The sequence below is a fragment of the Phenylobacterium sp. genome, assembly GCF_030680185.1.
In the GTDB taxonomy this organism is placed as follows: Bacteria; Pseudomonadota; Alphaproteobacteria; order Caulobacterales; family Caulobacteraceae; genus Phenylobacterium.
On the sequence record NZ_JAUXVZ010000008.1, the window covers coordinates 1 to 22,956 of the forward strand.

General features: G+C 68.6%; 18 protein-coding genes. 9 read left to right on the forward strand and 9 right to left on the reverse strand.

Going from position 1 to position 22,956, the window contains the following annotated elements; all coding sequences use genetic code 11:
- Nucleotides 1-103: 103 nt before the first annotated feature.
- The 4 genes from rpmI to pheT all read left to right on the forward strand — a co-directional run bounded on the left by rpmI (nucleotide 104) and on the right by pheT (nucleotide 4,459).
- A complete protein-coding gene (rpmI, locus tag Q8L83_RS01030; protein WP_304713511.1) occupies nucleotides 104-304 on the forward strand; it encodes a 50S ribosomal protein L35 in 201 nt (66 codons plus the stop codon).
- Between the two features lie 17 nt (nucleotides 305-321).
- The gene (rplT, locus tag Q8L83_RS01035; RefSeq protein WP_293321438.1) at nucleotides 322-678 is read left to right on the forward strand and encodes a 50S ribosomal protein L20; all 357 of its coding nucleotides are present in this window, start codon (nucleotides 322-324) and stop codon (nucleotides 676-678) included.
- 124 nt (nucleotides 679-802) lie between these two features.
- Nucleotides 803-1,912, forward strand: coding sequence for a phenylalanine--tRNA ligase subunit alpha (gene pheS / locus Q8L83_RS01040; RefSeq protein ID WP_305284262.1), 1,110 nt, complete (start codon nucleotides 803-805; stop codon nucleotides 1,910-1,912).
- 114 nt (nucleotides 1,913-2,026) lie between these two features.
- Nucleotides 2,027-4,459, forward strand: coding sequence for a phenylalanine--tRNA ligase subunit beta (gene pheT, locus Q8L83_RS01045; protein WP_305284264.1), 2,433 nt, complete (start codon nucleotides 2,027-2,029; stop codon nucleotides 4,457-4,459).
- Between the two features lie 34 nt (nucleotides 4,460-4,493).
- Here pheT and Q8L83_RS01050 read toward each other — a convergent pair whose 3' ends face one another.
- Nucleotides 4,494-5,114, reverse strand: coding sequence for a DUF1134 domain-containing protein (locus Q8L83_RS01050; RefSeq protein ID WP_305284266.1), 621 nt, complete (start codon nucleotides 5,112-5,114; stop codon nucleotides 4,494-4,496).
- Nucleotides 5,115-5,212: 98 nt separating this feature from the next.
- A complete protein-coding gene (locus Q8L83_RS01055) occupies nucleotides 5,213-6,730 on the reverse strand; it encodes a CehA/McbA family metallohydrolase (RefSeq protein WP_305284268.1) in 1,518 nt (505 codons plus the stop codon).
- 191 nt (nucleotides 6,731-6,921) lie between these two features.
- Between Q8L83_RS01055 and Q8L83_RS01060 the strand changes: the two genes are divergently transcribed.
- Both Q8L83_RS01060 and Q8L83_RS01065 read left to right on the forward strand, forming a co-directional pair.
- On the forward strand, nucleotides 6,922-8,172 hold the full coding sequence (locus tag Q8L83_RS01060) for a hypothetical protein (protein ID WP_305284270.1): 1,251 nt from the start codon (nucleotides 6,922-6,924) through the stop codon (nucleotides 8,170-8,172).
- 90 nt (nucleotides 8,173-8,262) lie between these two features.
- The gene (locus tag Q8L83_RS01065; protein WP_305284273.1) at nucleotides 8,263-9,108 is read left to right on the forward strand and encodes a universal stress protein; all 846 of its coding nucleotides are present in this window, start codon (nucleotides 8,263-8,265) and stop codon (nucleotides 9,106-9,108) included.
- A gap of 18 nt (nucleotides 9,109-9,126) precedes the next feature.
- On the opposite strand, the gene Q8L83_RS01070 is transcribed toward Q8L83_RS01065, so the two are convergent.
- Complete coding sequence (locus Q8L83_RS01070; protein WP_305284275.1) at nucleotides 9,127-10,059, reverse strand: phytanoyl-CoA dioxygenase family protein; 933 nt, start codon at nucleotides 10,057-10,059, stop codon at nucleotides 9,127-9,129.
- A gap of 69 nt (nucleotides 10,060-10,128) precedes the next feature.
- The gene (locus tag Q8L83_RS01075; protein WP_305284277.1) at nucleotides 10,129-12,324 is read right to left on the reverse strand and encodes an arylsulfatase; all 2,196 of its coding nucleotides are present in this window, start codon (nucleotides 12,322-12,324) and stop codon (nucleotides 10,129-10,131) included.
- A 169-nt stretch (nucleotides 12,325-12,493) separates the two neighbouring features.
- Between Q8L83_RS01075 and Q8L83_RS01080 the strand changes: the two genes are divergently transcribed.
- On the forward strand, nucleotides 12,494-14,146 hold the full coding sequence (locus tag Q8L83_RS01080) for a sulfatase-like hydrolase/transferase (protein ID WP_305284279.1): 1,653 nt from the start codon (nucleotides 12,494-12,496) through the stop codon (nucleotides 14,144-14,146).
- A 50-nt stretch (nucleotides 14,147-14,196) separates the two neighbouring features.
- Here Q8L83_RS01080 and Q8L83_RS01085 read toward each other — a convergent pair whose 3' ends face one another.
- The 3 genes from Q8L83_RS01085 to Q8L83_RS01095 all read right to left on the reverse strand — a co-directional run bounded on the left by Q8L83_RS01085 (nucleotide 14,197) and on the right by Q8L83_RS01095 (nucleotide 17,438).
- Entirely contained in the window at nucleotides 14,197-15,096 is a 900-nt protein-coding gene (locus Q8L83_RS01085) for a haloalkane dehalogenase (protein WP_305284281.1), read from the reverse strand.
- Nucleotides 15,097-15,285: 189 nt separating this feature from the next.
- Nucleotides 15,286-16,380 carry an MBL fold metallo-hydrolase gene (locus Q8L83_RS01090; RefSeq protein ID WP_305284283.1) on the reverse strand — a complete coding sequence of 365 codons (1,095 nt, stop codon included), beginning with the start codon at nucleotides 16,378-16,380 and terminating at the stop codon, nucleotides 15,286-15,288.
- A complete protein-coding gene (locus tag Q8L83_RS01095) occupies nucleotides 16,377-17,438 on the reverse strand; it encodes a formylglycine-generating enzyme family protein (RefSeq protein ID WP_305284285.1) in 1,062 nt (353 codons plus the stop codon). Before Q8L83_RS01095 ends, Q8L83_RS01090 begins: the two co-directional genes overlap by 4 nt.
- Before the next feature lie 220 nt (nucleotides 17,439-17,658).
- Between Q8L83_RS01095 and Q8L83_RS01100 the strand changes: the two genes are divergently transcribed.
- Entirely contained in the window at nucleotides 17,659-18,261 is a 603-nt protein-coding gene (locus Q8L83_RS01100) for a TetR/AcrR family transcriptional regulator (protein ID WP_305284287.1), read from the forward strand.
- Between the two features lie 16 nt (nucleotides 18,262-18,277).
- Here the strand turns inward: Q8L83_RS01100 and Q8L83_RS01105 are convergent, their stop codons facing one another.
- Both Q8L83_RS01105 and Q8L83_RS01110 read right to left on the reverse strand, forming a co-directional pair.
- Complete coding sequence (locus Q8L83_RS01105; protein ID WP_305284289.1) at nucleotides 18,278-20,530, reverse strand: TonB-dependent receptor domain-containing protein; 2,253 nt, start codon at nucleotides 20,528-20,530, stop codon at nucleotides 18,278-18,280.
- Between the two features lie 130 nt (nucleotides 20,531-20,660).
- Complete coding sequence (locus Q8L83_RS01110) at nucleotides 20,661-21,818, reverse strand: serine hydrolase (protein WP_305284291.1); 1,158 nt, start codon at nucleotides 21,816-21,818, stop codon at nucleotides 20,661-20,663.
- A 145-nt stretch (nucleotides 21,819-21,963) separates the two neighbouring features.
- Here Q8L83_RS01110 and Q8L83_RS01115 point away from each other — a divergent pair.
- A partial coding sequence (locus Q8L83_RS01115; protein ID WP_305284293.1) for an aldo/keto reductase occupies nucleotides 21,964-22,956 on the forward strand: 993 nt, incomplete at its 3' end.

A 22,956-nucleotide genomic window follows, 5' to 3' on the forward strand; every position in this document is an offset into this window, starting at 1 on the left:
TTGGCGTAAGCACCCGCCCCTTCGGAGCCGTCTGGCCAACAGGCATGCCAGGACGGCTCATCAATACGCCAGAGGACGGGGCGCCTGGCGCTCCGCAAGTGAAATGCCGAAACTGAAGACGAAGTCAGGCGCCAAAAAGCGCTTCAAGCTGACCGCGACGGGCAAGATCAAGGCCGGCGTCGCGGGCAAGCGTCACCGCTTGATCAGCCATAACAGCAAGTACATCCGCCAGAACCGGGGCACCAAGGTGATGAGCGCGGCTGACGCCAAGATCATCAAAACCTACCTGCCCTACGGCCTGTGATCGGGAGCTTATAAGATATGGCACGCGTCAAACGCGGTGTGGTCGCCCACGCCAGACACAAGAAGGTTCTCGAGCAGGCCAAGGGTTTCTACGGCCGCCGCAAGAACACCATCCGGACCGCCAAGGCCGCCGTCGACAAGGCCGGCCAGTACGCCTATCGCGACCGCAAGGTGCGCAAGCGTAACTTCCGCTCGCTGTGGATCCAGCGGATCAACGCGGCGGCGCGCCTGGAAGGCATGACCTATTCGACCTTTATCTTCGGCCTCGACAAGGCCGGGATCGAGATGGATCGCAAGGTGCTCGCCGACATCGCGGGCAACGATCCGACCGGTTTCAAGGCCATCGCAGACAAGGTTCGCGCCGCGCTGGCTTAAGGATTGCGGAGGGCGTCAAAGCTCTCCTCCGATCTCATCGAGAAGCCCTCCGGCGTCGCCGTCGGAGGGCTTTTTGCTGCGCGCCCTTCCCGCCGATACGACCACGCGATAGAGCACCCAGGCCATGACCGATCTCAACACCCTCAAGACAGACCTGATCGCCCAGGTGGACGCCGCGCCCGACGCCGCCGCCCTGGAGGCGATCCGCATCTCAGCCCTCGGCAAGAGCGGCCAGATCTCCGAGCTACTCAAGTCGCTCGGCAAGATGAGCCCCGATGAGCGCCGCGAGCAGGGCCCGCTCATCAACGGCCTGCGCGACGCCGTCGCCGCCCGCCTGGCCGAGCGCAAGGCGCAGATGGAGGCCGCCGAGCTCGACCGCCGGCTGGCCGCCGAGGGCGTCGACCTTTCCCTGCCTGCCCCGCCCAGGCGCCGGGGCAGCGTCCATCCCACCATGCAGGTGATGGACGAGATGGTGTCGATCTTCGCCGAGATGGGATTCTCGGTGGCCGAGGGGCCGGACATCGAGACGGACTTCAACAACTTCACCGCGCTGAACTTCCCGCCCAAACACCCCGCGCGCGAGATGCACGACACCTTCTTCATGGCCGCCGACGAGGCTGGCGAGCGCAAGGTGCTGCGCACCCACACCAGCCCGGTGCAGGTGCGGGTGATGCGCCAGATCAACGAGAAGGTCCCGGCCTGGGTCGCCACCGGCCAGGAGCCGCCGATCCGCGTGGTCGTGCCCGGCCGCACCTACCGGTGTGATTCCGACGCGACCCACACGCCCATGTTCCACCAGATGGAAGGCCTCGTGATCGACAAGGCCGTCCATATGGGCCATCTGAAATGGACCCTCGAGACCTTCATCTCGCGGTTCTTCGAGACCGAGGGCGTGGTCAGCCGGTTCCGGCCGCACCACTTCCCGTTCACCGAGCCGTCGGCCGAGATGGACGTGCAGTGCGACCGCTCGGGCGGCGACATCAGGATCGGCCAGGGGACCGACTGGCTGGAGGTTGTCGGCTGCGGGATGGTGCATCCCAATGTGCTGCGCAACTGCGGCCTGGATCCCGAGGTCTGGCAGGGCTTCGCCTTCGGCTTCGGCGTCGATCGGCTGGGCATGTTGAAGTACGGCATGCCGGATCTGCGCGACATGTTCGCTGGCGACGCGCGCTGGCTCGGCCACTACGGCTTCTCGCCCTTCGCCATGCCCAACCCCGCCACCGGCCTGAGCTGACCTCCATTCGAGGCGTCTTCAGATGGGACGCCACCCCCCGGCGCAAGCGCGAGGTTCGCCTCGCAACTTGGCCAGCCCCCTCGCAGGAGGGGACGGACCTGACGAGCTGATACGATGAAGTTCACCCTGTCCTGGCTTAAAGAGCACCTGGAGACCCAGGCCACCGTCGACGAGGTGGTCGAGGCCATGACCATGGCCGGCCTGGAGGTCGAGCATGTGGAGAACCCGGCGGCCAAGCTGGCGGCCTTCTCGGTGGCCAAGATCGTCGAGGCGGTGCAGCACCCCAACGCCGATCGCCTGCGGGTCTGTCAGGTCGATACGAAGGACGGCCGCAAGGAAATCGTCTGCGGCGCGCCGAACGCGCGGGTCGGCCTGAGCACCATCTATGCGCCGCTGGGCGCCTATGTGCCTGGCTCCGGCATCACGCTGGAAGCGCGCCCGGTCCGCGGCGTGGTCTCCAACGGCATGCTGTGTTCGGCCTCCGAGCTCGAGACCGCCGAGGAGTCCGACGGCATCCTGGAGCTGCCCGGCGATCTGGCCGTCGGCACATCGGCCGCCGAGGCGCTGGGCCTGGAGGCGGTGATCGATTTCGAGGTGACCCCGAACCGCCCCGACTGGCTGGGCGTCGCCGGCATCGCCCGCGATCTGGCCGCGGCCGGCCTCGGCAAACTCAAGGACACCGCCGTCGCCCCGATCAAGGGCGCCTTCCCAAGCCCGGTTTCCATTCGCCTGGATAGCACCGACGCCTGCCCGATCTTCGCCGGCCGCCTGATCCGCGGCGTAAAGAATGGCCCCTCGCCGGCCTGGCTGCAGCAGCGGCTGATCTCCATCGGCCTTCGCCCGATCAACACCCTGGTCGATATCACCAACCTGATCTCCTACGACCGGGCCCGGCCCCTGCACGTCTATGACCGCGCCAAGATGGTCGGCGACGTGATCGTCGCTCGCCTGGGCGCCGGCCGCGACGCCAGCGCGCCGGCCCACACCGACCAGGCGACCCCAGCCGAACATCACGACGAGCAGCTGATCGCCCTCGACGGCAAGACCTACGACCTGACCTCGGAGATGTGCGTCATCGCCGACGCGGGGGGCGAGCGGCCCGTGGGCCTGGGCGGCGTCATGGGCGGCGAAAGCACCGGCTGCTCGGAGGAGACCACCGAGGTGTTCGTCGAGAGCGCCTGGTTCGATCCGATCCGCACCGCCCAGACCGGCCGCACCACCGGCATCACCTCAGACGCCCAATACCGCTTCGCCCGCGGCGTCGATCCGGGCTTCGTGGTGGATGGCCTGGAACTGGCCACCCGCCTGATCCTGGAGCTCTGCGGCGGCGAGGCGTCCGACGTCGTCGTGGCCGGCGAGGCGCCCGCGGCGCCTGGCGCCATCAGCTTCGACCGCGCCTATGTCCGCCAGCTCACCGGCCTGACCCTGACCGACGACCGTATCGACCAGATCCTGCGGGATCTGGGTTTCGCCGTGGATGGCGCCCAGGTGACCCCGCCCACCTGGCGCCGCGACGTCGAGGGCCGCGCCGATCTGGTCGAAGAAGTGGCGCGGATCGAGGGCTATGGCGCTCTGCCTATCGAGCCCCTGCCCGAAATGCCCCGGCCCGCCGGCGGGGTTCTGAGCGTGCGCCAGGGTCGGATGCGGACCGCGCGCCGGGCGATGGCCGCCATGGGCTTTTCCGAGGCGGTCACCTGGAGCTTCCTGCCCCGGGCTTCGGCGCGCCTGTTCGGCGGCGGCGATGAGCGTTTGATGATCGCCAACCCGATCTCGGCCGACCTGGACTGCATGCGCCCCTCGGCCCTGCCCAATCTGATCGAGGCGGCGGGTCGCAACGCCCGCAAGGGGTTCGCCGATGTGGCCCTGTTCGAGATCGGTCCGATCTACCGGGACGACACGCCGGAGGGACAGTCTGTGGTGGTGGCCGGCCTGGTGGCGCCCCACCCGCCGCGGCGGTGGGACGGCGGCCGCGAGGACCCGCTGTTCGCGCTGAAGGCCGACCTGATGGCCCTGCTCGACGAGTTGGGCGCGCCGCCCCTGCAGACCGCCCAGGGATCGACCTCATCCTGGTGGCATCCCGGCCGCTCTGCCCGCCTGCAGCTGGGTCCCAAGACCATCATCGCGGAGTTCGGCGAACTCCATCCGCAGGTGCTGAAGGCGCTCGACGTGGCTGGCCCTATGCTGGCCTTCGAACTGAATGTCGACGCCCTGCCCGAGGGCAAGCGCAAGGCGATGAAGACCAAGCCCGCCCTGGCGCTTTCGCCCCACATGCCGCTCAGCCGTGACTTCGCCTTTGTGGTCGAGGAAAAGGTGGCGGCCGGCGATCTGACGCGGGCCGTGGCCGGCGCCGACAAGGCGCTGATCGCCCAGGCCCGTGTGTTCGACGTCTATCGCGGACCCGGTCTCGGCGAAGGGATGAAATCCCTGGCGGTCGAGATCCTGGTCCAGCCGCAGGACCACACTCTGGCCGAGGCCGAGATCGAACAGCTTTCGGCCAAGGTGGTGGCGGCCGCCGCCAAGGCCGTGGGCGCCAAGCTGCGTAGCTAGAACGAAGGGCGCGGCGATGGCCGCGCCCGACGCCTCAGAACGGGAAGATGTTCCGCTGCCGGCTATAGGCCAGGTAGCCGACATTGGCCCCAAGCCGCAGGCCCGCGCCGGCGCGGATCGGCGCCAGGATGATGTCGTTGGCCCGCTGGTAGTTCACACCCATGCCGCCGATCAGATAGGCGGTGCCCTCGACGCCGGGGAAACGCTGGAAGATCGCGTCAGGATAATGGAGGTTGTAGCAGAGGGTGAAAACCCGGCTGGCGTTGCCGCCAAAATCCCAACCCACGGACGGGCCCTGCCAGAAGACCTCCTGGGTCGGCCGGTTCTTCATATAGAGCAGGCCGCGACCATAGCGGGCGCCAACGGCGATGGCGGCTGAGCCCTCCTCGCCGGCGATGTAGCCGGTGGGGCGGCCATTGTCGGCGAAGATGCGTTCCACCGCCCCGCCGGCGGCCTCGGCGGTCACGCCCATGAAGTCTGAGACGTCGCGGACGATCTCGTCACGGGAATAGGTTTCGGCCTGGCCGGTGGCCGGATAGTTCGGGTCGTGCTGCGGCGGCGGAAGGCCATCGGTGGTTTGGGCGGTGGCGCAGGCCCCCAGGCCCGCAGCACCCGCGGCCGCCAGGCCCGATACGATCAGCTTGCGACGGTCCATGCGAATATTCTCCAGAAGGCGGTGGCGATCGTCCCGTCTCTCGAAGGCATGAATGGGGCAGCTTGGTTAAACCCCGATTAAGCATGTTGGCGGGCGGCTCAGGGGGCGTCGTCCCAGTTCAGATAGATGGGATTGCCGAGGGCCAGGAGGCCGCCATGGGCGTCGCGAAGGTCGATCCGCAGCCAGCGCCGCTGGCCATCGCTGCGGCGGGTGAAGGTCTGGTCGATCTGATCCCCCGGTTGCGCCGGCAGAAGCTCGCGGGCGCCGCCGGATTCGACCACCTGGATACGCGCGCCGGGCGCACCCTCGACCTTGACGCGGAAGGAGATGAGGGCGCCGCTCGCGGCGTTCAACTCATCGCCCATCCGAGCGGTGCGCCCGCCCGCCGTGGCCTCCAGCTCAAGCCGCTTCAAGCCGGGATGGCCGAGGTCGATAAAGACCCGGCCGGCCCGGAGGCCCGCCATCAGGTCCGGCTGCGACAGGCTTGCGGCGTGAATGACCGTGGCCGGGCGCCCCAGCGCCCCGGGCTCACCTACCGGTCGGTCAGGATCGTGGCTGTCGCTCCCACCGATGGCGGTCAGCCTGTGGCCCTCGTCCAGCAGGCTCTCCCAGAAGCCGATCCCGCTGAGCGGGCTCTCGGCGCGGCCGCCAAAGGCGGCCATGGCGCCGCCGTTGAGAACCTCGATGGCGTGGACCTTCGACCAGTCGGTCTGCGCCTGCCAGCCACATCCCATGCAGGCTTCGCCCGACGGCATGCGCGGATGGTTGATCGACACGGTGGCGCCCAGGCTCGCGGCCCTGTCCAGCACCATGTCCAGATCGGCCGCCCCCGGCGCGCCCAGCCGAAACTCCAGCGGCGCGCTGAGACCCAAGAGGTTGGCGTGGCCCTGGAAGGTGGTCAGTTCCCGCCCGGGGATCAGCAGGATGTCGTCGAAATAGGGCTGAAGCTCCCGCAGGCCCTGGGCCTGGGAGGCGGCGTTGTGTTCGGTGAGCGCGATGAAATCCAGGCCCCGCTCGGCGGCCGTCTCCACAATCCGAAAGATCGGGCAGGGAATGCGGGCGCCTCCCCGGCTGCGGCAGGTTCCATCGCTATGTCCGGAGTGGACATGAAGGTCGCCGCGCCACCAGGCAGGGCCTTGGGCCAGGGGCGCGTCGGACAGGGCCGAAGGTGTGGCCTCCGCAGGGTCCAGCCAAATCTCGGCGACATAGGCCGTCGTCACATCCGGCCTGAGATTGGGGACGCCGAGAATGAGGTTCCACGTTCCAGCCGGCAGCGGTCCGGGGAGATAGGCCGGAGTCGCGTCTGTTTCGGCCACGGTGAAGCGGTCCCGCGCGCCGCCGCTCCAGCCCCGGAGACGCTGGGGATCGCGCAAGCCAAGATCGATTGTCGTGCGATCATCGGCCCCATCATGCCGAAACACGACGGTCAGCCGCCCGGTCCCCGGAGGTACGGCGAAGGGCAGTTCCACATAGGTCTCGTGGTTTCGGCGGGTGAGTTCCCCTTCCAGACGAAGGTCGGCGGAGCGTTCCTGGGCCGCTGCGGTGGACGCGCCGCTCAGCGCCACCATCAGGGCGACGATCCAGGCGCCGGCGCCTGTGATCCGAAACCGGCCCATATCCGCCTCCCGAGGGTCCCGAGGCGCTTCGCCTCGTCCCTGGCAGCATCGACGCCAATCCGATGAAAGGCCAGCCCGCGAAATCCGTTCGAGCAGCGCCCTGGGGCCCGGCCCCGCGACAACGGGGCAGCCCCGCTAACGGCCCCTTCACCCCGTCCTGCGAGGCTGTGGATCTTTGGAGGAGTACGCCTGTGTCGGCCCTGGCCTGTTTGCGTGTTGTGGTGCGTTCCGAGCAGACCCATCTGTCGGAAACCATGTTCAGCGCGCTCGTGGCCAAGTTCACCAACGCCTTTCTGGAGGTGCGCTGGTCGTGGCCGCGGAAGTTCTCGGCCTTGAACCCCTACGCCTTCCTTCTCAGCGACCCCAAGGCCTCCGAACTGGACACCGCCGAACTCGGCCGGCTGTCGGCGGAGCTCCACGCGCATCTGTTCGGGGTGACCGAGGATGAGAGCGCCAAGGTCACGGTCCTCCTGTTCGAAGGCGACGACGCCGCCATGGCGAAGTTCGCCGAGCTCGATGACACCGAAATCGCTCGGGCCATGGTCGATCCGGCGGCGGCGCCGGCGGGCGGGCGACTGAGCCGCATCGCCATCGATGGGACCCGCCTTCCGGTGCCGTCGCCCGTCGGCGCGAACCCTGATGAGGGCGACGACGAGATCCGGATCCCTAAACGCCCGGCCCCAATCCGCGATCGCGAGCCGAATGTGGAAGGCCTGCAAGGCATCTACTACGCCGCCCGCCAGATCTTCGTCGGCGACGTGATCAGCAGCACGCCCGGGGACTCGCGCACCCGCTACAGCCTGGTGGATGGCGAAGAGCATCTGCCGCCCGACGCAGCCGCCTTCGACGCCGATTGCGTCATCGCCGCCATGGCCTTCCTGGCCGAGAGCCAGTCCGACACACCGCTCTACCTGCCCGTTTCGTTCTCGACCCTGCTTCGCCCCTCCCGGCGGGCGGCCTATGCCGAGATCCTGGCGATCCTGCCGCATTCCGAGCGTCGTCGCCTCTCGGCGGCGGTCTATGACGTGCCCCGGGCCCCGTCGTTCCAGGCGCTGAAGCAGTTGCACGAAGCCCTGGACGAGCATTTCAGCGCCATCGACCTTCGCACCCGCGATCCCGCCTTCGAGATCGAGCAGCTCAATCCCGAGGCGGTGACCAGCGTCACCCTGGTCCTGCCCCAGGCCGAGCCGGAGCGGCGCCTCATCGTTCTCCGGCGCTTCATCAGCAAGATCGACGCCTATAAGCGGCGTCGGGTCTGGCCGGCCGTCACCAATGTGCGCCACCCGCGGGAGCTGGACCTCGCCCTCGAGGCGCGCCTGCCCTTCGTCACCGGCCCAGCGATCTGTCGCCTGCAGCCCAGGCCCATGGGCGGGCGGTCCTGGCCGGTGGATCAATTGCCCGTCCTCTCCCCGGCTGAAACCCTGCACAGGGCCAGCGCCTGAGCGCGGGCCGGTCTGACTCAGATCAATGGCGAAGGGTGGTTTTGCGCCCAGTGTCCTGACGGCCCATTGGCCAGACGCCAGGAGATCGCCGTGCCCCCCTCGCCCAAAACCACGCCGCCCGCCATCGGAACTCTTCTTGTGCATGTGGGGCCCGGCGAAGCCTCCACCATTCGACTGGCCGCCAGCGTCCAGTTGGCTCAGGACCTCGGCGCCCGGCTGATCGGCCTGGGCGCTGAATCGGTCGAGCCCCTGCTGGCCACGCCCTATGCAGGGATCGACACCGCCGCCTGGCTCGCGGCCATGAGCCAGCAGATGGAGGCCGACCTTGTGGCGGCCAGGACCAGCTTCGATCAACAGGCCGCGGCCGTAGAACGCGAATGGCGTGAGGCGCGCGACATGCCGGCCCACGCCCTGGCGGTCGTCGCCCGCGCCTGCGACCTGATCATCGTGTCCGCCCATCCGAGCACGAACTATTTCCACGCCGCCGACCCCGCCGAGGTGGTGATGCGCAGCGGCCGCCCCGTCCTGGTCATGCCCGACCGCCCCAAACCGCTGAGCGGAAAGCGGGTCGTGGTCGCCTGGAAGGACACGCGAGAGGCCCGCCGCGCCCTGGCCGACGCCCTGCCCTTCCTGCATCGGGCCGAAGAGGTGCTGGTCATGGGGGTTTGCAATGCGGACCAGCAAGGCGCCGCCCAGACCCAGGTGGATGACGTGACCGCCTATCTGGTCGGCCGCGGCGTCACCGCCCGGGGCCAGGTTAGCCTCGCCGCCGATGCCGGCGTGGTCGGTGAATTGAACAACGCCGCCGACGCCCTGGGCGCCGATCTGATCGTGGCCGGCGCCTATGGCCAGAGCCGGCTGCGGGAGTGGGTGTTTGGCGGCGTCACCCGCACGCTGCTGGACGAGCCCAGCCGCTATCTCCTGCTCAGCCACTGACGGTGGCCGAGACCGGGCTCAGACCTGGTTGACGATATTGCCCTTCACGGCCGCGCGACCATCCGGGGCGAGGTCTGTGCGGGTCTGTGGCAGGGAGAGTGGACCCGCGAGACTGGCGTTCACTGCGTCCAGGCCAGCGGGGCCGCGGCCGCGGGCCAGGAGATAGCGCAGCGAGATTCGCTCGTGGTCGGCCGCGTCCGGCTGGGTGCCGTGCAGGGTGCAGGCGTGCCAGATGGCGGCGAAGCCCGCCGGCCCGGTGAGCAGGCGCTGGTGGGTCTTCACCTCGCCGCCCCGACCATCGCGGTAGGTCCAGGCGTCCGCGCCGTCGCGCTGAAGATCGTGGGGAAACACCGTGCCCCCCAGGCGATGGCTGCAGGTCAGCAGGAACAGGGGCGCGTCCTGCCGCCCCACCGGATGCAGATAGACATAGAGGGTCAGGAAGTCGGCCGGCCGGTCGCGGTAGTCGATCAGGTCCTGGTGGAAGTCGATCCCGTAGAAATAGGTCACGTCCCGATATTCCGGCCGCACATAGGCGCCGAGATTGTTCACCGGATTGCCCAGGATCCGCTGGCGCAGCCAGTCCGGCACAGAGGCCTGGGGCACGCCGCAGACCACCTTGCGATTGAGCAGTTCATAGCCGTCCCCCAGCAGGGCGTTCAGGGACGAGACGATGTGCGGCGCCCGATCGACGAAGTCGAGGCGGTCTTCGAACCGCTCCAGAAGGTTGCGGCCGGGACGCGGGTTGACCCCCACATACTGGGGATCGGCGTCGAACTCGGCCTGGGTCAGGAACAGGCGATGGTCGAACGGCCGGGTCGCGCGGATGTCGGCCAGCAGGGCGCTGGCCGCGGAGGGGTCCACCAGGTCGTCGAAGACATGCGCGCCATCCCGGACGAAATCATCGATGGCGGGGTGGTTGAGACCTGCGGTTGGGGCGCGAAGAGCGGTCATGGGACCTCCCAGACTGTCCCAAATCCTCGCCCGAGCCCCTGAAGATAGCGTTAACCATAGAACCGGCGCTTATCGGGCCGCCAGGACCCGCCAACCGGACGCCAGGATCAAGATCAGCAGGGCCTCCAGAACCATGGGCGGCAGCGACATCACATCCAGGCCGCCGACCAGCAGGCTGAGGATCCGCCCCGCCAGGGCCAGGCTCAACAGCACCAGGGCTGGGACGAGCCAGCGCCGTTCATCGCGCGCCGCGGCCGCCAGGACGAACAGGCCGCCGCCGGCGAAGAAGGCGCCCATGTCGGCGCGCAGGGTGGCGAGGCCCAGGAGACTCTGGGCGGCGAGGCCCAGGGTGGCGGCCATGGGTTCGGGGCGGATCCAGATGCGCAGGGCGATGGCGACAAACAGCAGACCGACCGCGCCGAGCAAGCCTCGCATGGCCAGCCTGCCCAGCCGCGCCGCCTGCGCGGGTTGGCGGCGGCCATAGTAGCGGGCGCCTAGCACCGTCGCGACGACGAGGAGGAGGATCAGACCGAGCCCGGCCAGCAGCGGGCCGCGGAAGTCCGCAAGGATGTGCAGCCCCAGGTTCAACGCCACCTGCCGGTCGGCGGAGAATCCCTCCGGGACTTCGGCCGCACCGACCGCCTGGGCATAGGCTTGGTAGTCGGCCAACATCTCGGCCAGCCTTGCGGGCTGTTCGGCGGCCAGATCGCGGGTCTCACCGGGATCGCGGACGATGTCGTAGAGCCGCCAAGCCGCCTCGCCCAAGGCGCCGGCGTTGCGTGTCAGCTTGTAGTCGCCTTTGAACAGGGCCGCCTCCCCCGCCGCCTCGATCCCCACAGCGTCCTGCGGCCCATAGACGGCCTCGGCCTGCCCTCGCAGCAGAGGCGCCAGGCTGCGGCCATGCATCGGCGGGCCGCCGTCAGCGACGCCGGCCAGGTCCAGCAGGGTGGGCGCGATGTCCGAGATCACCGCAAAGGCGCGCGCAGTCTGCCCCTGGGGGAGGTCAGGACCAGCCACGATCAGAGGCACGCGCAGCCCCCCCTCGCCCGCATAGAACTTATAGAGGGCGCCCGGCGCGGCCGCCGCGCTGGCCCAGCCGGGACCGATGGCGCCATAGGTTCCCGGCCCACCCAGGGTCTCGACGTCCTGGCTGTAACCCTGGCGGCGCATCCAGGCGCGGAACACCGGATTGACGGTCGGATCGCCGGCCTCGGGGCCATTGTCCGACAGCACCACGAACAGCGTGTTCTCGTATTGACCGCGGGCCTTGAGGTGCGCCACCAGCCGGCCCAGGTGGTGATCCATGGCCTCGAGCATGGCGGCGTTCACCGCCATGGTCCGCGCCGCCAGGGCCTGTTCATCCGGCGTCAGAGCGTTCCAGTCGGCCACGCTGGCGGGCGCCGGCCCCATGGGGGCGTCGGCGGCGATCAGGCCTGCGCGTATCGCCCCGTCCCGACGCCGGGCGCGTTGTGCGGCCCAGCCGTCCAGATAGGTGGTCTCGTACTTTCTGACGAAGGCCTCGGGCGCCTGGACCGGGATGTGGATGGCCAGGAACGGCAGGTAGGCGAAAAAGGGGCGGCCGCCCTCGCCCGCCGCCTCGCTGTCGATATAGGCGATCATCTGATCGACCAGGAATTCCGACGAGTAGAAGTCCTTGGGCAGGGTCGCGGGCTTGCCATCCTCGAACCAGGGCGCCTGCGCATAGAGCGGGAAGTAGGACCGCTGATCCCAGTTGTCGGCCCCCGTCGCGTCCATGGCGAACGACCGGTCGAAGCCATGGGCGTCGGGCAGGTCGCCGGGGCCGTGGCCCAGGTGCCACTTGCCAGCCATGTAGGTCCGATAGCCGCCGCGCTTCAGCCGGGTGGCGATGGTCTCCACGCCCTGGGCCAGACGCCCCTGATAGGCGGCCAGCCCCCGGTGCGCCTTGGGCGTGGTTTCCGGCAGGTTGGCGACGCCCGCGGTGTGGCTGTCGACGCCGGTCATCAGCATGGCCCGCGAGGGCGCGCACATGGGCGTGGCGTGGAAGTTGGAAAAGCGCACCCCGCGGTCGGCCAGGGCGTCGATGGTCGGGGTGGCGATCTCGCTCCCATAGGCGCCGAAGTCGGTATAGCCGGCGTCGTCGACGAGGATCAGCACGATGTTGGGCCGTTCGCCCGCAGGTTGGGCCAGGGCCGGGCCGGCGGCCAGGAGCAGGCTGGCGACCAGACCGGCGGCGAGCCCCCGCAATGCCTGGGCCATTCGTCTGCGCATCGCGCCGATCAACATGGAAGTCCTCCAGCCGGCCAAAATATTGCACGTGAAATGCCATATTATGGCGAGGCGAGCGCCTGCGTCCAGCCTCAGGCGCCCCGACGTCGCGATCTGTGAAGGCCCTTGAGCTCCGCATGCATTGGCGTGTAGCGTGCCAATATAAAAACAGCCTGGGGAGGCGAAGATGGCGCGGAAGATCTGGCTCGGCCTGGCGGCGGCGTTCGTCGTGGCGATCGCCCTGGGGGCGGCCAACTACAAGTCCATCCTCCTCTTCCTGGTTGGCAATCTGGGTAAGCAGGAGATCGCCGCCAACCAGGAGATCGCCTGGGACCGAGGTCCGGCGCAGCCCGTCGGCGGGGATCGCCCGCCCAATGTCATCGTCATCCTGGCCGACGATCTGGGGATCAACGACATCAGCACCTTTGGCGGCGGGATCGCGGGCGGCCTGGTGCAGACGCCCCATATCGACGCCTTGGCCGCCCGGGGCGCCAACCTGACCCAGGCCTATGCCGGCCAGGCGACCTGCGCGCCGTCGCGGGCCATGATCATGACCGGGCGCTACGCCACCCGGCACGGGTTCGAGTTCACTCCGACGCCGGACGGCATGACCCGCATTCTCCAGATGTTCTACAATGACGGCTCACGCCCCCATCCCATGCTGCGGGACGCCGAACTGGCCCGTGAGATGCCGCCGATGGTGGAACAGGGCCTGCCCGGCAGCGAGATCACCCTGGCCGAGGTGCTCAAGGCCCGCGGCTATCACACCGTCCATATCGGCAAGTGGCACCTGGGCGACACCGAGGAGTTCAGCGCCAACGCCCAGGGGTTCGACGAGAGCCTGCTGATGGCCAGCGGCCTCTATCTGCCCGAGGACCACCCGGACGCGGTCAACGCCAAGGTGGATTTCGACCCCATCGACCGGTTCCTGTGGGCCCGGATGCAGGCGGCGGCGAAGTTCAACGGCGGACCGATGTTCGCCCCGCGGGGCTATCTCACCGACTACTATACCGAGGAGTCAGTGAAGGTGATCGAGGCCAACCGCAACCGCCCGTTCCTGCTCTATCTGGCGCACTGGGGCATGCACACGCCGCTGCAGGCCACCCGCGCTGACTATGACGCCCTGCCCGAGATCAAGGACCACCGGCTGCGGGTCTATGGCGCCATGATGCTGGCCCTGGACCGCAGCGTCGGCAAGATCATGGCCGCCCTGGAGGCCCAAGGCCTGGCCGACAACACCATCGTGGTCTTCACCAGCGACAATGGCGGGGCGGGCTATATCGGCCTGCCCGAGGTCAATCAGCCCTATCGCGGATGGAAGATGACCTTCTTCGAGGGCGGCCTGCGCACGCCGATGTTCATTTCCTGGCCGGGCCAGATCGCAGCCGGCTCGCAGCTCAGCGATCCGGTGGCCCATATCGACCTGATGCCGACCCTGGCGGCGGCGGCGGGCGCACAGACGCCGAGCGACCGGGTCATCGACGGGGTGGACCTGATCCCCTGGCTCACCGGAGCCAATCCCGGCCGGGCGCCGCACGACACGCTCTTCTGGCAGAGCGGCTACTACCGCGCCGTCCTGCACAAGGGCTGGAAGTTGCAGACCTCGGACCTGCCGAAGAAGGACTGGCTGTACCACCTGACCGCAGACCCGACCGAGCAGACCAATCTGGCGACGGCGAACCCGGAGAAGGTGGCCGAGTTGAAGGCCCTGCTGGACGCCCATCGGGCTGCCGGCCGCAAACCCCTCTTCCCGACCATCGGCTCGGTGCCGGTCATGGTCGACAAGACCCTCGCCGATCCGGCCACCGAAGCCGACGAGTTCGTCTACTGGCCCGGCTGACGACGCTAAAGCCCTGGCGGGCGATCGGCCGTCGGCCCGCCAGGCGCAGGCTAGCTGATCGCCAGGAACGCGGTGATGGCGGCCACCAGTTCGTCCGGCGCGTCCTCCTGGATGAAGTGGCCGGCGCCTGGAATGATCTGGTGCTTCTGACCCTGAGCGCCGGGGATGCTCGCCTGGGCGCGGACCTCCCAGCCCTTCGCCACGGGATCCAGCTCGCCGAACAGGGTCAGGAAGGGCTTTTCGAAGCCGCAGAGCTTTTCCCAGGCGGCCTTGTTCAGGGGCACGCCGGGGTTGTCCGGCTGGACGGCGATCAGCAGGGGGAAGGAGATCAGGCCCCACTCATAGTCCGGTGAGGGGAAGGGGGCGAGATAGGCCGCCCGCTCCGCCTCGCTCAGCCTGTTCTCCATGCCCTGGTCGAGCATGGGCCAGGGAAAGGCCGTCGCGGCGTTCATCATGCCGACCCACATCTTCATGAAGTCGCTTTCGCCCTCGCCGATGGGCAGGCCGGTATTGGCCGCGACCACCCGGTCGAAACGCTCGGGATGCTCGGCCACCAGATAGAGGCCGATCGTGCCGCCCCAGTCCTGGCAGAAGAGGGTGATGTGGCGAAGGTCCATGGCGGCGAGCCACTGGCCCATCCAGTCGTAGTGACGGGCGAGCGTGTAGTCTTCCTTGGCGGCCGGCTTGTCCGATCGGCCACAGCCCACCAGGTCCACGGCGATCACGCGGCGTCCCGTGGCCAGCAGGCCCGGGATCATCTTGCGGTAGAGATAGGCCCAGGTGGGATTGCCGTGCATCAGCAGGATAGGCTCGGCGTCTTTCGGGCCTTCATCCACATAGTGGATGCGGATGGCGGTCCCGTCGGCGTCCTGGATGGTGAGATAGCGCGGCGCCCAGGGGAAATTGGGCAGATTGGCGAAGCGCTCGTCGGGGGTGCGCAGGACGTTCATGGCGATCTCCAGGAGCCCGTCAGCCTCAGCCGGCCAGGATCGGGGTCGAGTTCGGGGGGGCGCAGGTCAGAGGGGCGAGGTCGCAAGGGGGCGTACAGATCGCCGCCCATGCGCGGAACATTTATGACACTTATAATGTCATTATATGCGCAAGCTTCACCTTAGCAACAGCCTCCTCGACGAAGCTCGTCAGCGCTGGGCGCTCATCCGCCGGCCGGCGCGCACCTCGTCGCTTCCTGTCGGCAGGGAGATCAGGTCGCCGTCCCGCCCCACCTTCAGCGGACCTGAGAACTGACTGCGGGCCTCGCCCAGGAAGGGGCCTTCGAGGGCGCGGATCGGCAGGGGCGGCACGATGTGGTTGAGCAGCAGGAATTTCACGCCGGCCCGCCGCGCCAGCTGCGCGGCCTGTTCCGGGGTGGTGTGATAGTCGGTGATGTCCGCGAAGATCTGGGCGAGGTTGGTCCGCCCCGCCGCCTCAGCCGCAGCCCGCTGGCGGTTCACGAGGTCGATGGAGAGGGCTTCGTGCACCAGGAGGTCGGCGCCACGGGCCTGGGCCTCGACCGCGGCCGAGGGGGTCGTGTCGCCGCTCAGCACCGCGCTGCGGCCCTTGTAGTCGAAGCGGTAGCCGACCGCCGGCTCCACAGGATCGTGGTCCACGCGGAAGGTGGTGATCTTGAGGTCCGGCTCATCAAGGATCACGAGTCCGGTCCCGCCCTCGGGAAGCTGAAACATGTGTGCGCTCGCCCCATAACCAGCCGGCGGCGTCACCTGGGGGCCGTGGTGAGCGACACGGTAGCCGCGGTCGAGGCTGTAGGCCTGGGCGAACCCGGCCAGCACGGTCTCGACGCCGGGGGGGCCATACACCGGCGTCGGCGCGGCGGCCGAGCCGCCGGCCCACCGCTGCAGCAGCAGCTCGCCCAGGCCGTCGATATGGTCGGAGTGGAAATGGCTGAGCAGCACCGCCTCGATCCGGGCCGGGGGCAGGTTCATCAGGGTGAGGTTGCGGCTGGCGCCCGTGCCGGCGTCGACGACGAACAGGCGCCGGCCGGCGATCACCGCCGTGCAGGGACCCGCGCGCGTGGCGTCAGGCATGGGCGAGCCTGCGCCGCAGAGCGCCACATGCAGGCCGTCGGGCAGGTCGGCGAAGGGGTCAGCGGCCAGGTTACGGGCCATGACCCGGTCCATCAGCGCCAGGGCCAGTTGGCCACGGGCCAGCCAGAGGCCGCCGCCGACCGCCACAAGCAGAAGCAGGCTGATCAGGGTGATCGCCAGGCTGCGTTTCATGATGCGCCCTCCGGGCTGGGAATCCGCAGGACGGTGCGGAAGCCGATATGGGCCGCGCCGCCGTCATGGGGGCCCGGCGCCCGGGCGGCCGGGCGATAGCGGAAACAGAAATTGTCGGCGCAGAGGAAGGAGCCGCCCTTGATCACGTGCTTGGCCTGGCCGGGTTCGTCGGGGTCCCGCGACATGGCCCGTGGCGGCCCGCCCTGGGCCATCACCGAGGCGGGTGCGAGGCCGGGGCGATACCAGTCCGAGGTCCACTCCCAGACATTGCCGGTGATGTCATAGAGGCCGTGGCCATTGGCCTCGAAGCAGCCGACCGGCGCAGCGCGGGCCTTGTGGCCGTCGTCGCCGGAATCGACGACCGGGAACACGCCCTGCCAGGTGTTGGCCCTGGGCTCGCCCTGCGGGGCCGGATCATCCCCCCAGGCGTAGCGCGCGCCGTCGAGACCGCCCCGGGCGGCGTACTCCCACTCGGCCTCGGTGGGCAGGTCGCGGCCGAGCCAGCGGGCATAGGCGTTGGCGTCCGCCCAGGCCACATGGACCACCGGCCAGGCGTCCTTGCCGTCGATGGAGCTGCCCGGCCCCTCGGGATGGCGCCAGTCGGCCCCGGGGACGATGCGCCACCAGGCGGTGGGATCGCCGCCCGCGGCGCCGGCGCCGACAAACACCAGCGAGGCCGGCCGGCGCTGATCCGCTGTCAGGCCGGGATAGGCGGCGGGATCGAGGGGGCGTTCGGCCAGGGTCACATAGCCGGTGGCCGCCACGAAGCGGGCGAAGGCGGCGTTGGTCACCTCGGTGCGATCGATCCAGAAGTCGCCGACCTGCACCTGCCGCGGCGGCCCTTCCTCTGGATGTTCGGGCGCGGCGCCCATGGCGAAGGTCCCGCCTCCTAAGCGCACCATGCCCGCCGTCGGCGCCTGCGGACCCGGCGCTTCAGGGTTCGCCAGGCAGGCCTGGGGCGAGGTGTCGGATCCCGCACAGGCCGTCAGGGCGCCCAGGCCAATGACCAGGACACCGAGGCGAACCCGCCCCAGGGCATGCTGCACGGCGCGCCGCATTGATGCTCCCTCCCGAGCCCGCCGGCCTTCGGCGGCGTGAGACCGGGAAACTATTGGCACATTCAATGCTGATTTCAAGGGCGACTGGATCTGCACGCCATGGCGCAAACCACCGGTCGACTCGCCCCAGGCGCGTGAAGCGCTGGCGCCTCGGCCCGCCGCGTTCTAAGCAGCGATCATGACCGGGTCCAAGTCTCCAGGCGTCCGCGCGACGCGCCCCATGGCCGATGTCGCGGCCCCCTCGGCCCCGGCCCACGACGCCGATGGTCGGCGCCGGCGGTCCCAGGACAGTCGCGCCCGGATCGTCCAGGCGATGCTGGAGCTGGTCCATGCCGGGGAGACTTCGCCCCCGGCCGAGCTGGTGGCCGACCGGGCCAAGGTCGGTCTGCGCACCGTGTTCCGGCACTTCAACGAGATGGACAGCCTCTATCGCGAGATGTCTGCCGTGATCGAGGCCGAGTTGCAGAGCGTCATCGCCCGGCCCTTCAAGGCCAAGGACTGGAAAGGCCGGGTTGTCGAACTGGTCCAGCGCCGGGCGAGCGCGTACGAGCGCATCGCCCCCTTCCGCCGGGCCGCCGACGTCCATCGCCTGCGCTCGCCGGTGCTGGAGGCCGACCACGCCCGGTTCGCAGCCCTCGGCCGCGAAATCCTGCGACGCGAGCTGCCCCCCGAAGCCGCCCGTGACAAGGCCCGCTTCGAGGCCCTCGACATGCTGCTCAGCTTCGAGGCCTGGGTCCGCCTGCGCCGCGACCAGGGCCTGTCGGCCAAACGGACGGTCGAAGCCCTGGAATTGGCCGTCGCCGCCCTGGTGGATCCGATCTGAGCGCCCGCCCCGGCCGTCAGAAGCGCGCGCGAACCCCGGCCATCACAAGACGCGGCGCCCCAGGCCGTGCGCCGGCGGGTGAAAACGACACGTTGTAGGTCTCGTCGGCCAGGTTCTGGACCGTGCCGAACAGGGCGAAGTTTGGCGTCAGGGCGTATTCCGCCGCCAGGTCGATCACCAGGCGCTCATCGATCTTCTCGCTGGCCAGGATCGGCCCAGACCCGGCCGTCTCGCGGGCTTCAGCAACCCAGTTGAATCCGCTGGTGAGGGTCAGGCGTGAAAGCTCAAGGCCAATGGTGAGGTTGATCTGATGCTCCGGCAGATAGGGGAGTTCATCGCCAGCGACGACCGCGCCCCAGGGGCCATAGGCGCTGGCGAAGCTCGATTTGAACTCCGCATCGGTCAGCGTATAGGCCAGCGAGACCGGCACAGCGAAGCCGCGGGTCGCCAGGTCGCCGAAGCGGTTCGAGGCGGTGACCTCCAGGCCGCGCACCTCCACCGCGCCGCCGTCGAACTGGTCGCCGATATTGCAGCCCCCGCCGGTGGAGGCGGTGCAGGTTCCGACCAGATTGTCGTAGTCATTGAGGAAGGCGATGGCCTCGGCCTTCCAGCCGCCGCGGGTCCAGCGCGCACCGGCCTCGTAGGACCAGCTTGTCTCGGCTTCGGCGGTGGAGCCCGGACCAGGATTGGCAAAGCCGCGGTGGGCGCCGGCCAGCAGCAGAACCTCCGGGCTGACCCGCCAGGTGGCCGACACGCCGGGGATCCACACGTCCACGTCGGAGTGGATGACGCCCGTCGGCGCCGTACGCGCCGGATCGGTCAGCGACCAATTGGTGCGTTTCAGACGGATCGTCTCATAGCGCAGGCCAGGGGTCAGGGTGAGCGCCCCAAAGCTCATCTCGTCGCGCAGGAAGAAGGACCAGGCCCGGGCCTCGCCCAGGCGGTTCTCCTGGCTGCCAGGGGCGCCGGCCGAGGCCAGCACCATGGCTCCATCGACCATGGTGTAGCGGTCATCCTGCTGGAAGCGATCTTCCTCGTCGCGATGGTGGCGAACCGAGAACTCCAGGCCATGGCCAATGGCTCCGGTGTCGAAGTCGACTGCCACCACGGTCTGAACGCCGGTGGCCGAATAGAGGCGATTGTTGTTGCGCACCCGCAAGGCGCCGGCGCGGCCGGTGACCCCGGGGGCGCCGATCAGGTCGGCCATCTGCACCGCATTTGCGACGGGATCGGCGACCACTGCACCGATGCCCACCCAGCCGGTGTTAGCGGTGTTGCGCACGTCATTGAGCTTGTACCAGGCCCGCGCCGTTTCGTGATGATAGGCGAGCGTCGTCAGGCTGACATTGGGCGAAATCTGAAAGCGATGGGTGAGCTGGAAGGTCTCGTGATCGACATTCATCACGTCAGCGCCACTGCCGTTGTAGCGGCGGTAGGGACTGGCGGTGAAGTCGGCCAGGGTCAGGCCGAGATAGGTCTCGTCGCTGGTCTCGTCATAGCGTTGGTACTTGGCCTCCCACTGGTGGCGGCCGTCGTCGGAACGCAGGCCGATCTTCACCAGCCCGTCGGTGATCTCGAAACCGGTGTCGCCGCCATTATCGAGGGATTTGAAGCCGTCTGAGGCTTCATAGAGTCCTTCGATCAGGCCGCCGATCTGCCAGCCGCCGCCAAGGCCCGCCCAGCCGCCAACCGAACCCAGGGCGCGGCGTCCGCCATAGTCGCCAGCCAGGATGTCGAGCCGCCCAGACAACTTCCCTGCCTCGACGTCCGGGATCGGTGTGGAGAACAGGTTGAGGGCGCCGCCGACGGTCAGTGGCCCGTACTTGATCGCTGCCGGTCCCTTGCTGACCTCCACGGCGGCGATGCGGGTCATCCGCGGGAAGTAGTAGGCCGCCGGCGCCGCATAGGGGGCCGGCGCGATCAGCACCCCATCCTCCATCACGGTGATCCGGCTGTTACGGTCGGACCCAGACCCACGAATGCCGATATTGGGCCGCAGGCCAAAGCCCTCCTCTTCCTGCAGGTAGACCCCAGGCGCCTGGCGCAGGATGCGGTTCACATCGCTATAGGCGAAGGTCGAAAGCGTCTCAGCGTCGAGCACCTGCACCGAGCCCCCGAGGTCCCGGGAATCGGTCGTCGAGCCTGTCACAAGGACGGCGTCCAACAGGGGCGCGGCCCCGTCGTCGAGGGTTTCCGCCCAGGCTGATGACGTGGCCATCGCCGAAACGGCGACGCCGCAGAGAAGAGCGGTCAGACGGTGAACAGGCATGTATCCCCCAGGCGAATAAGAACGCGTCGCATTCGCCTAGACGCCGGAGGACGTTATTGCAAGTCAATCGCACGACAGCGGTCTGTGAGATCTCCAGGGAGTCTCCGTCTACCGCCCCCCTGCTCCCCGCCTATTTCGCCGCCGCGTGGACCGCGTCCAGGAAGGCCGAGCGGGCCGCTGACAGGTCTTGCCCCGTGGCCCTGGGCCAGGCGGAATTGATCACGATGACCAAGCCGTCCTCGCGATAGGTGGTGATCGACTGGCCGAAGATTCCCGAGGCCTGATAGGCGCCGCTTTCGTTCATCCACCAGAAATAGCCGTAGCCTGCCCCGCCGTTCTCGATCTGGGCGGTGGTCGCCTGGCTCACCCAATCGGCCGGCAGCACCGCCTGGTCGCCGGCCATGCCGCCCTCCAGCATGAACTGGCCGACCCGCCCATAGTCGCGCAGGGTCATGGAGATGCAGCAGCCGCCCCGCTCCTGGCCCGAGGTGTCCACCATCCAGATGGCGTCACGCTCCATGCCATAGGGCTTCCAGATCTTGGCCGAGGCGTAGTCCGACAGGCTCATGCCGACAGCGTTGGACACCAATATGCCCACCAGGTCGGTCTCGCCGGTGTTGTAGGTGAACGTCGTCCCCGGCGGGTTTTCCCGCGGCAGCTTGCGCATATAGCCGACGATGGGGTTGAGGCCGGCCTCCACCGGGGCTGCGCCGGCCCGGGCCACATCGGAATTGGGGTCGGTGTAGTCCTCGTTCCACTTCACGCCCGAGCTCATCATCAGGAGCTGGCGCACGGTGACCCCGTCATAGCCCGAGCCCGCCAGTTCGGGGATGTAGTCGGTGACAGGCGCATTCAGGCCGGCGATCTTGCCGTCCTTGATCGCCGCGCCCACCAGGGTCGAGGTCAGCGACTTGGCCACCGAGAACGAGGTCCAGCGGTCGGCCGGCTGGCGGCCCATGCCATAGCGCTCCAGCAGGATCTCGCCGCCCTTGAGCACCAGCACGCCCGAGACGTTGAAGGCCTCCATATAGGAGGCGACGGTCCAGTCCTTGCCGTCGTGGGTGAAGGCGGGGTCGATCTGGCGCGCCGCCATGACCAGGGGCCGAACCTGCGCGCCGCGGGCGATGGTGTTGACCTTGTAGAAGTCCTCGATGGTCCGGTAGCCGAGGCTCTGCTGCTCTGGCGACCAGGCCAGGATGCTGGGGGTGTCGGGCTTGAGCGCGTCCTGCGCCAGCGCCGCGCCGGAGGTCAGCGCAAGCGCCGCGGCCAGCCCGATGATCGTCTTCATGTTCGTTTCCCACCCTGTATTTGTTTTGCGGCCAAGCTAGAGCACGACGCCGATCCTGGCGAGGGGCCGGGCCGAAGTGCTATGTCGGCGTCAGATCAGGGCCGCCGCCCATGCCGGCGCAAGGCCACAACAAGGGGGATACGCCATGGGTCACAAACGCCTGGGCCGCAGCGCCATCGTCGTTTCGGACATCTGCATGGGCACCATGACCTTCGGCGGCCAGGCCGACGAGGCCATGGCCCACCGCATTCTCGACAAGTCCTTCGAGGCCGGGATCAACTTCTACGACACGGCCGAGAACTATCCCGTGCCCCCCAGCCCCGAATGGGCCGGCCGCACCGAGGAGATCTTCGGCCGCTGGCTGAAGACCAAGGACCGCGACGCCGTGATCGTCGCCACCAAGGTCTGCGGGCCGAGCCACGGCTGGATCAAGGGCTCCATGCGGGCCGGCATGACCGCGCTTGACCGCCACAACATCACCCGCGCCATCGAGGGCAGCCTGCTCCGCATGGATGTGGACTATGTGGACCTCTACCAGACCCATTGGCCCGACCACGGCGTCGGCTATGAGGAGACCCTGCGCACCCTCGACGACCTGGTCCAGGCCGGCAAGGTGCGCGTCATCGGCTGCTCCAACGAAACCAGCTGGGGCCTGACCAAGTCGGTCGCCGTCGCCGAGCGCGAGGGCACGGTGCGCTATGAGACGATCCAGAACAATTTCAGCCTGAACAACCGCCGGTTCGAAGACGAGCTGGCCCAGGCCTGCCGGCAGGAAGGCGTCAGCCTGATCCCCTATTCGCCCCTGGCCGGCGGCGTGCTGTCAGGCAAGTACAAGGACGGCGCCCGGCCCGACGGCGCGCGCTTCTCCAACTATCTGAAGCTGGGCGGCCGCCAGGGCGCCATGGCCCAGCGGTTCGTCAACGACAAGACCATGGCCGCCACCGACCGCTTCGCCGCCATCGCGGCCGAGGCCGGCATGTCGCTGGTGACGCTGGCCACGGCCTGGAGCAAGCAGCACGACTTCGTCGCCTCCACCATCGTCGGCGCCACCCACGAAGACCAGCTCCCCGACATCCTGGCCGCCATGGACCTGACCCTGAGCGACGAGGTGATGAAGGCCATCGACAAGGTGTCGAAG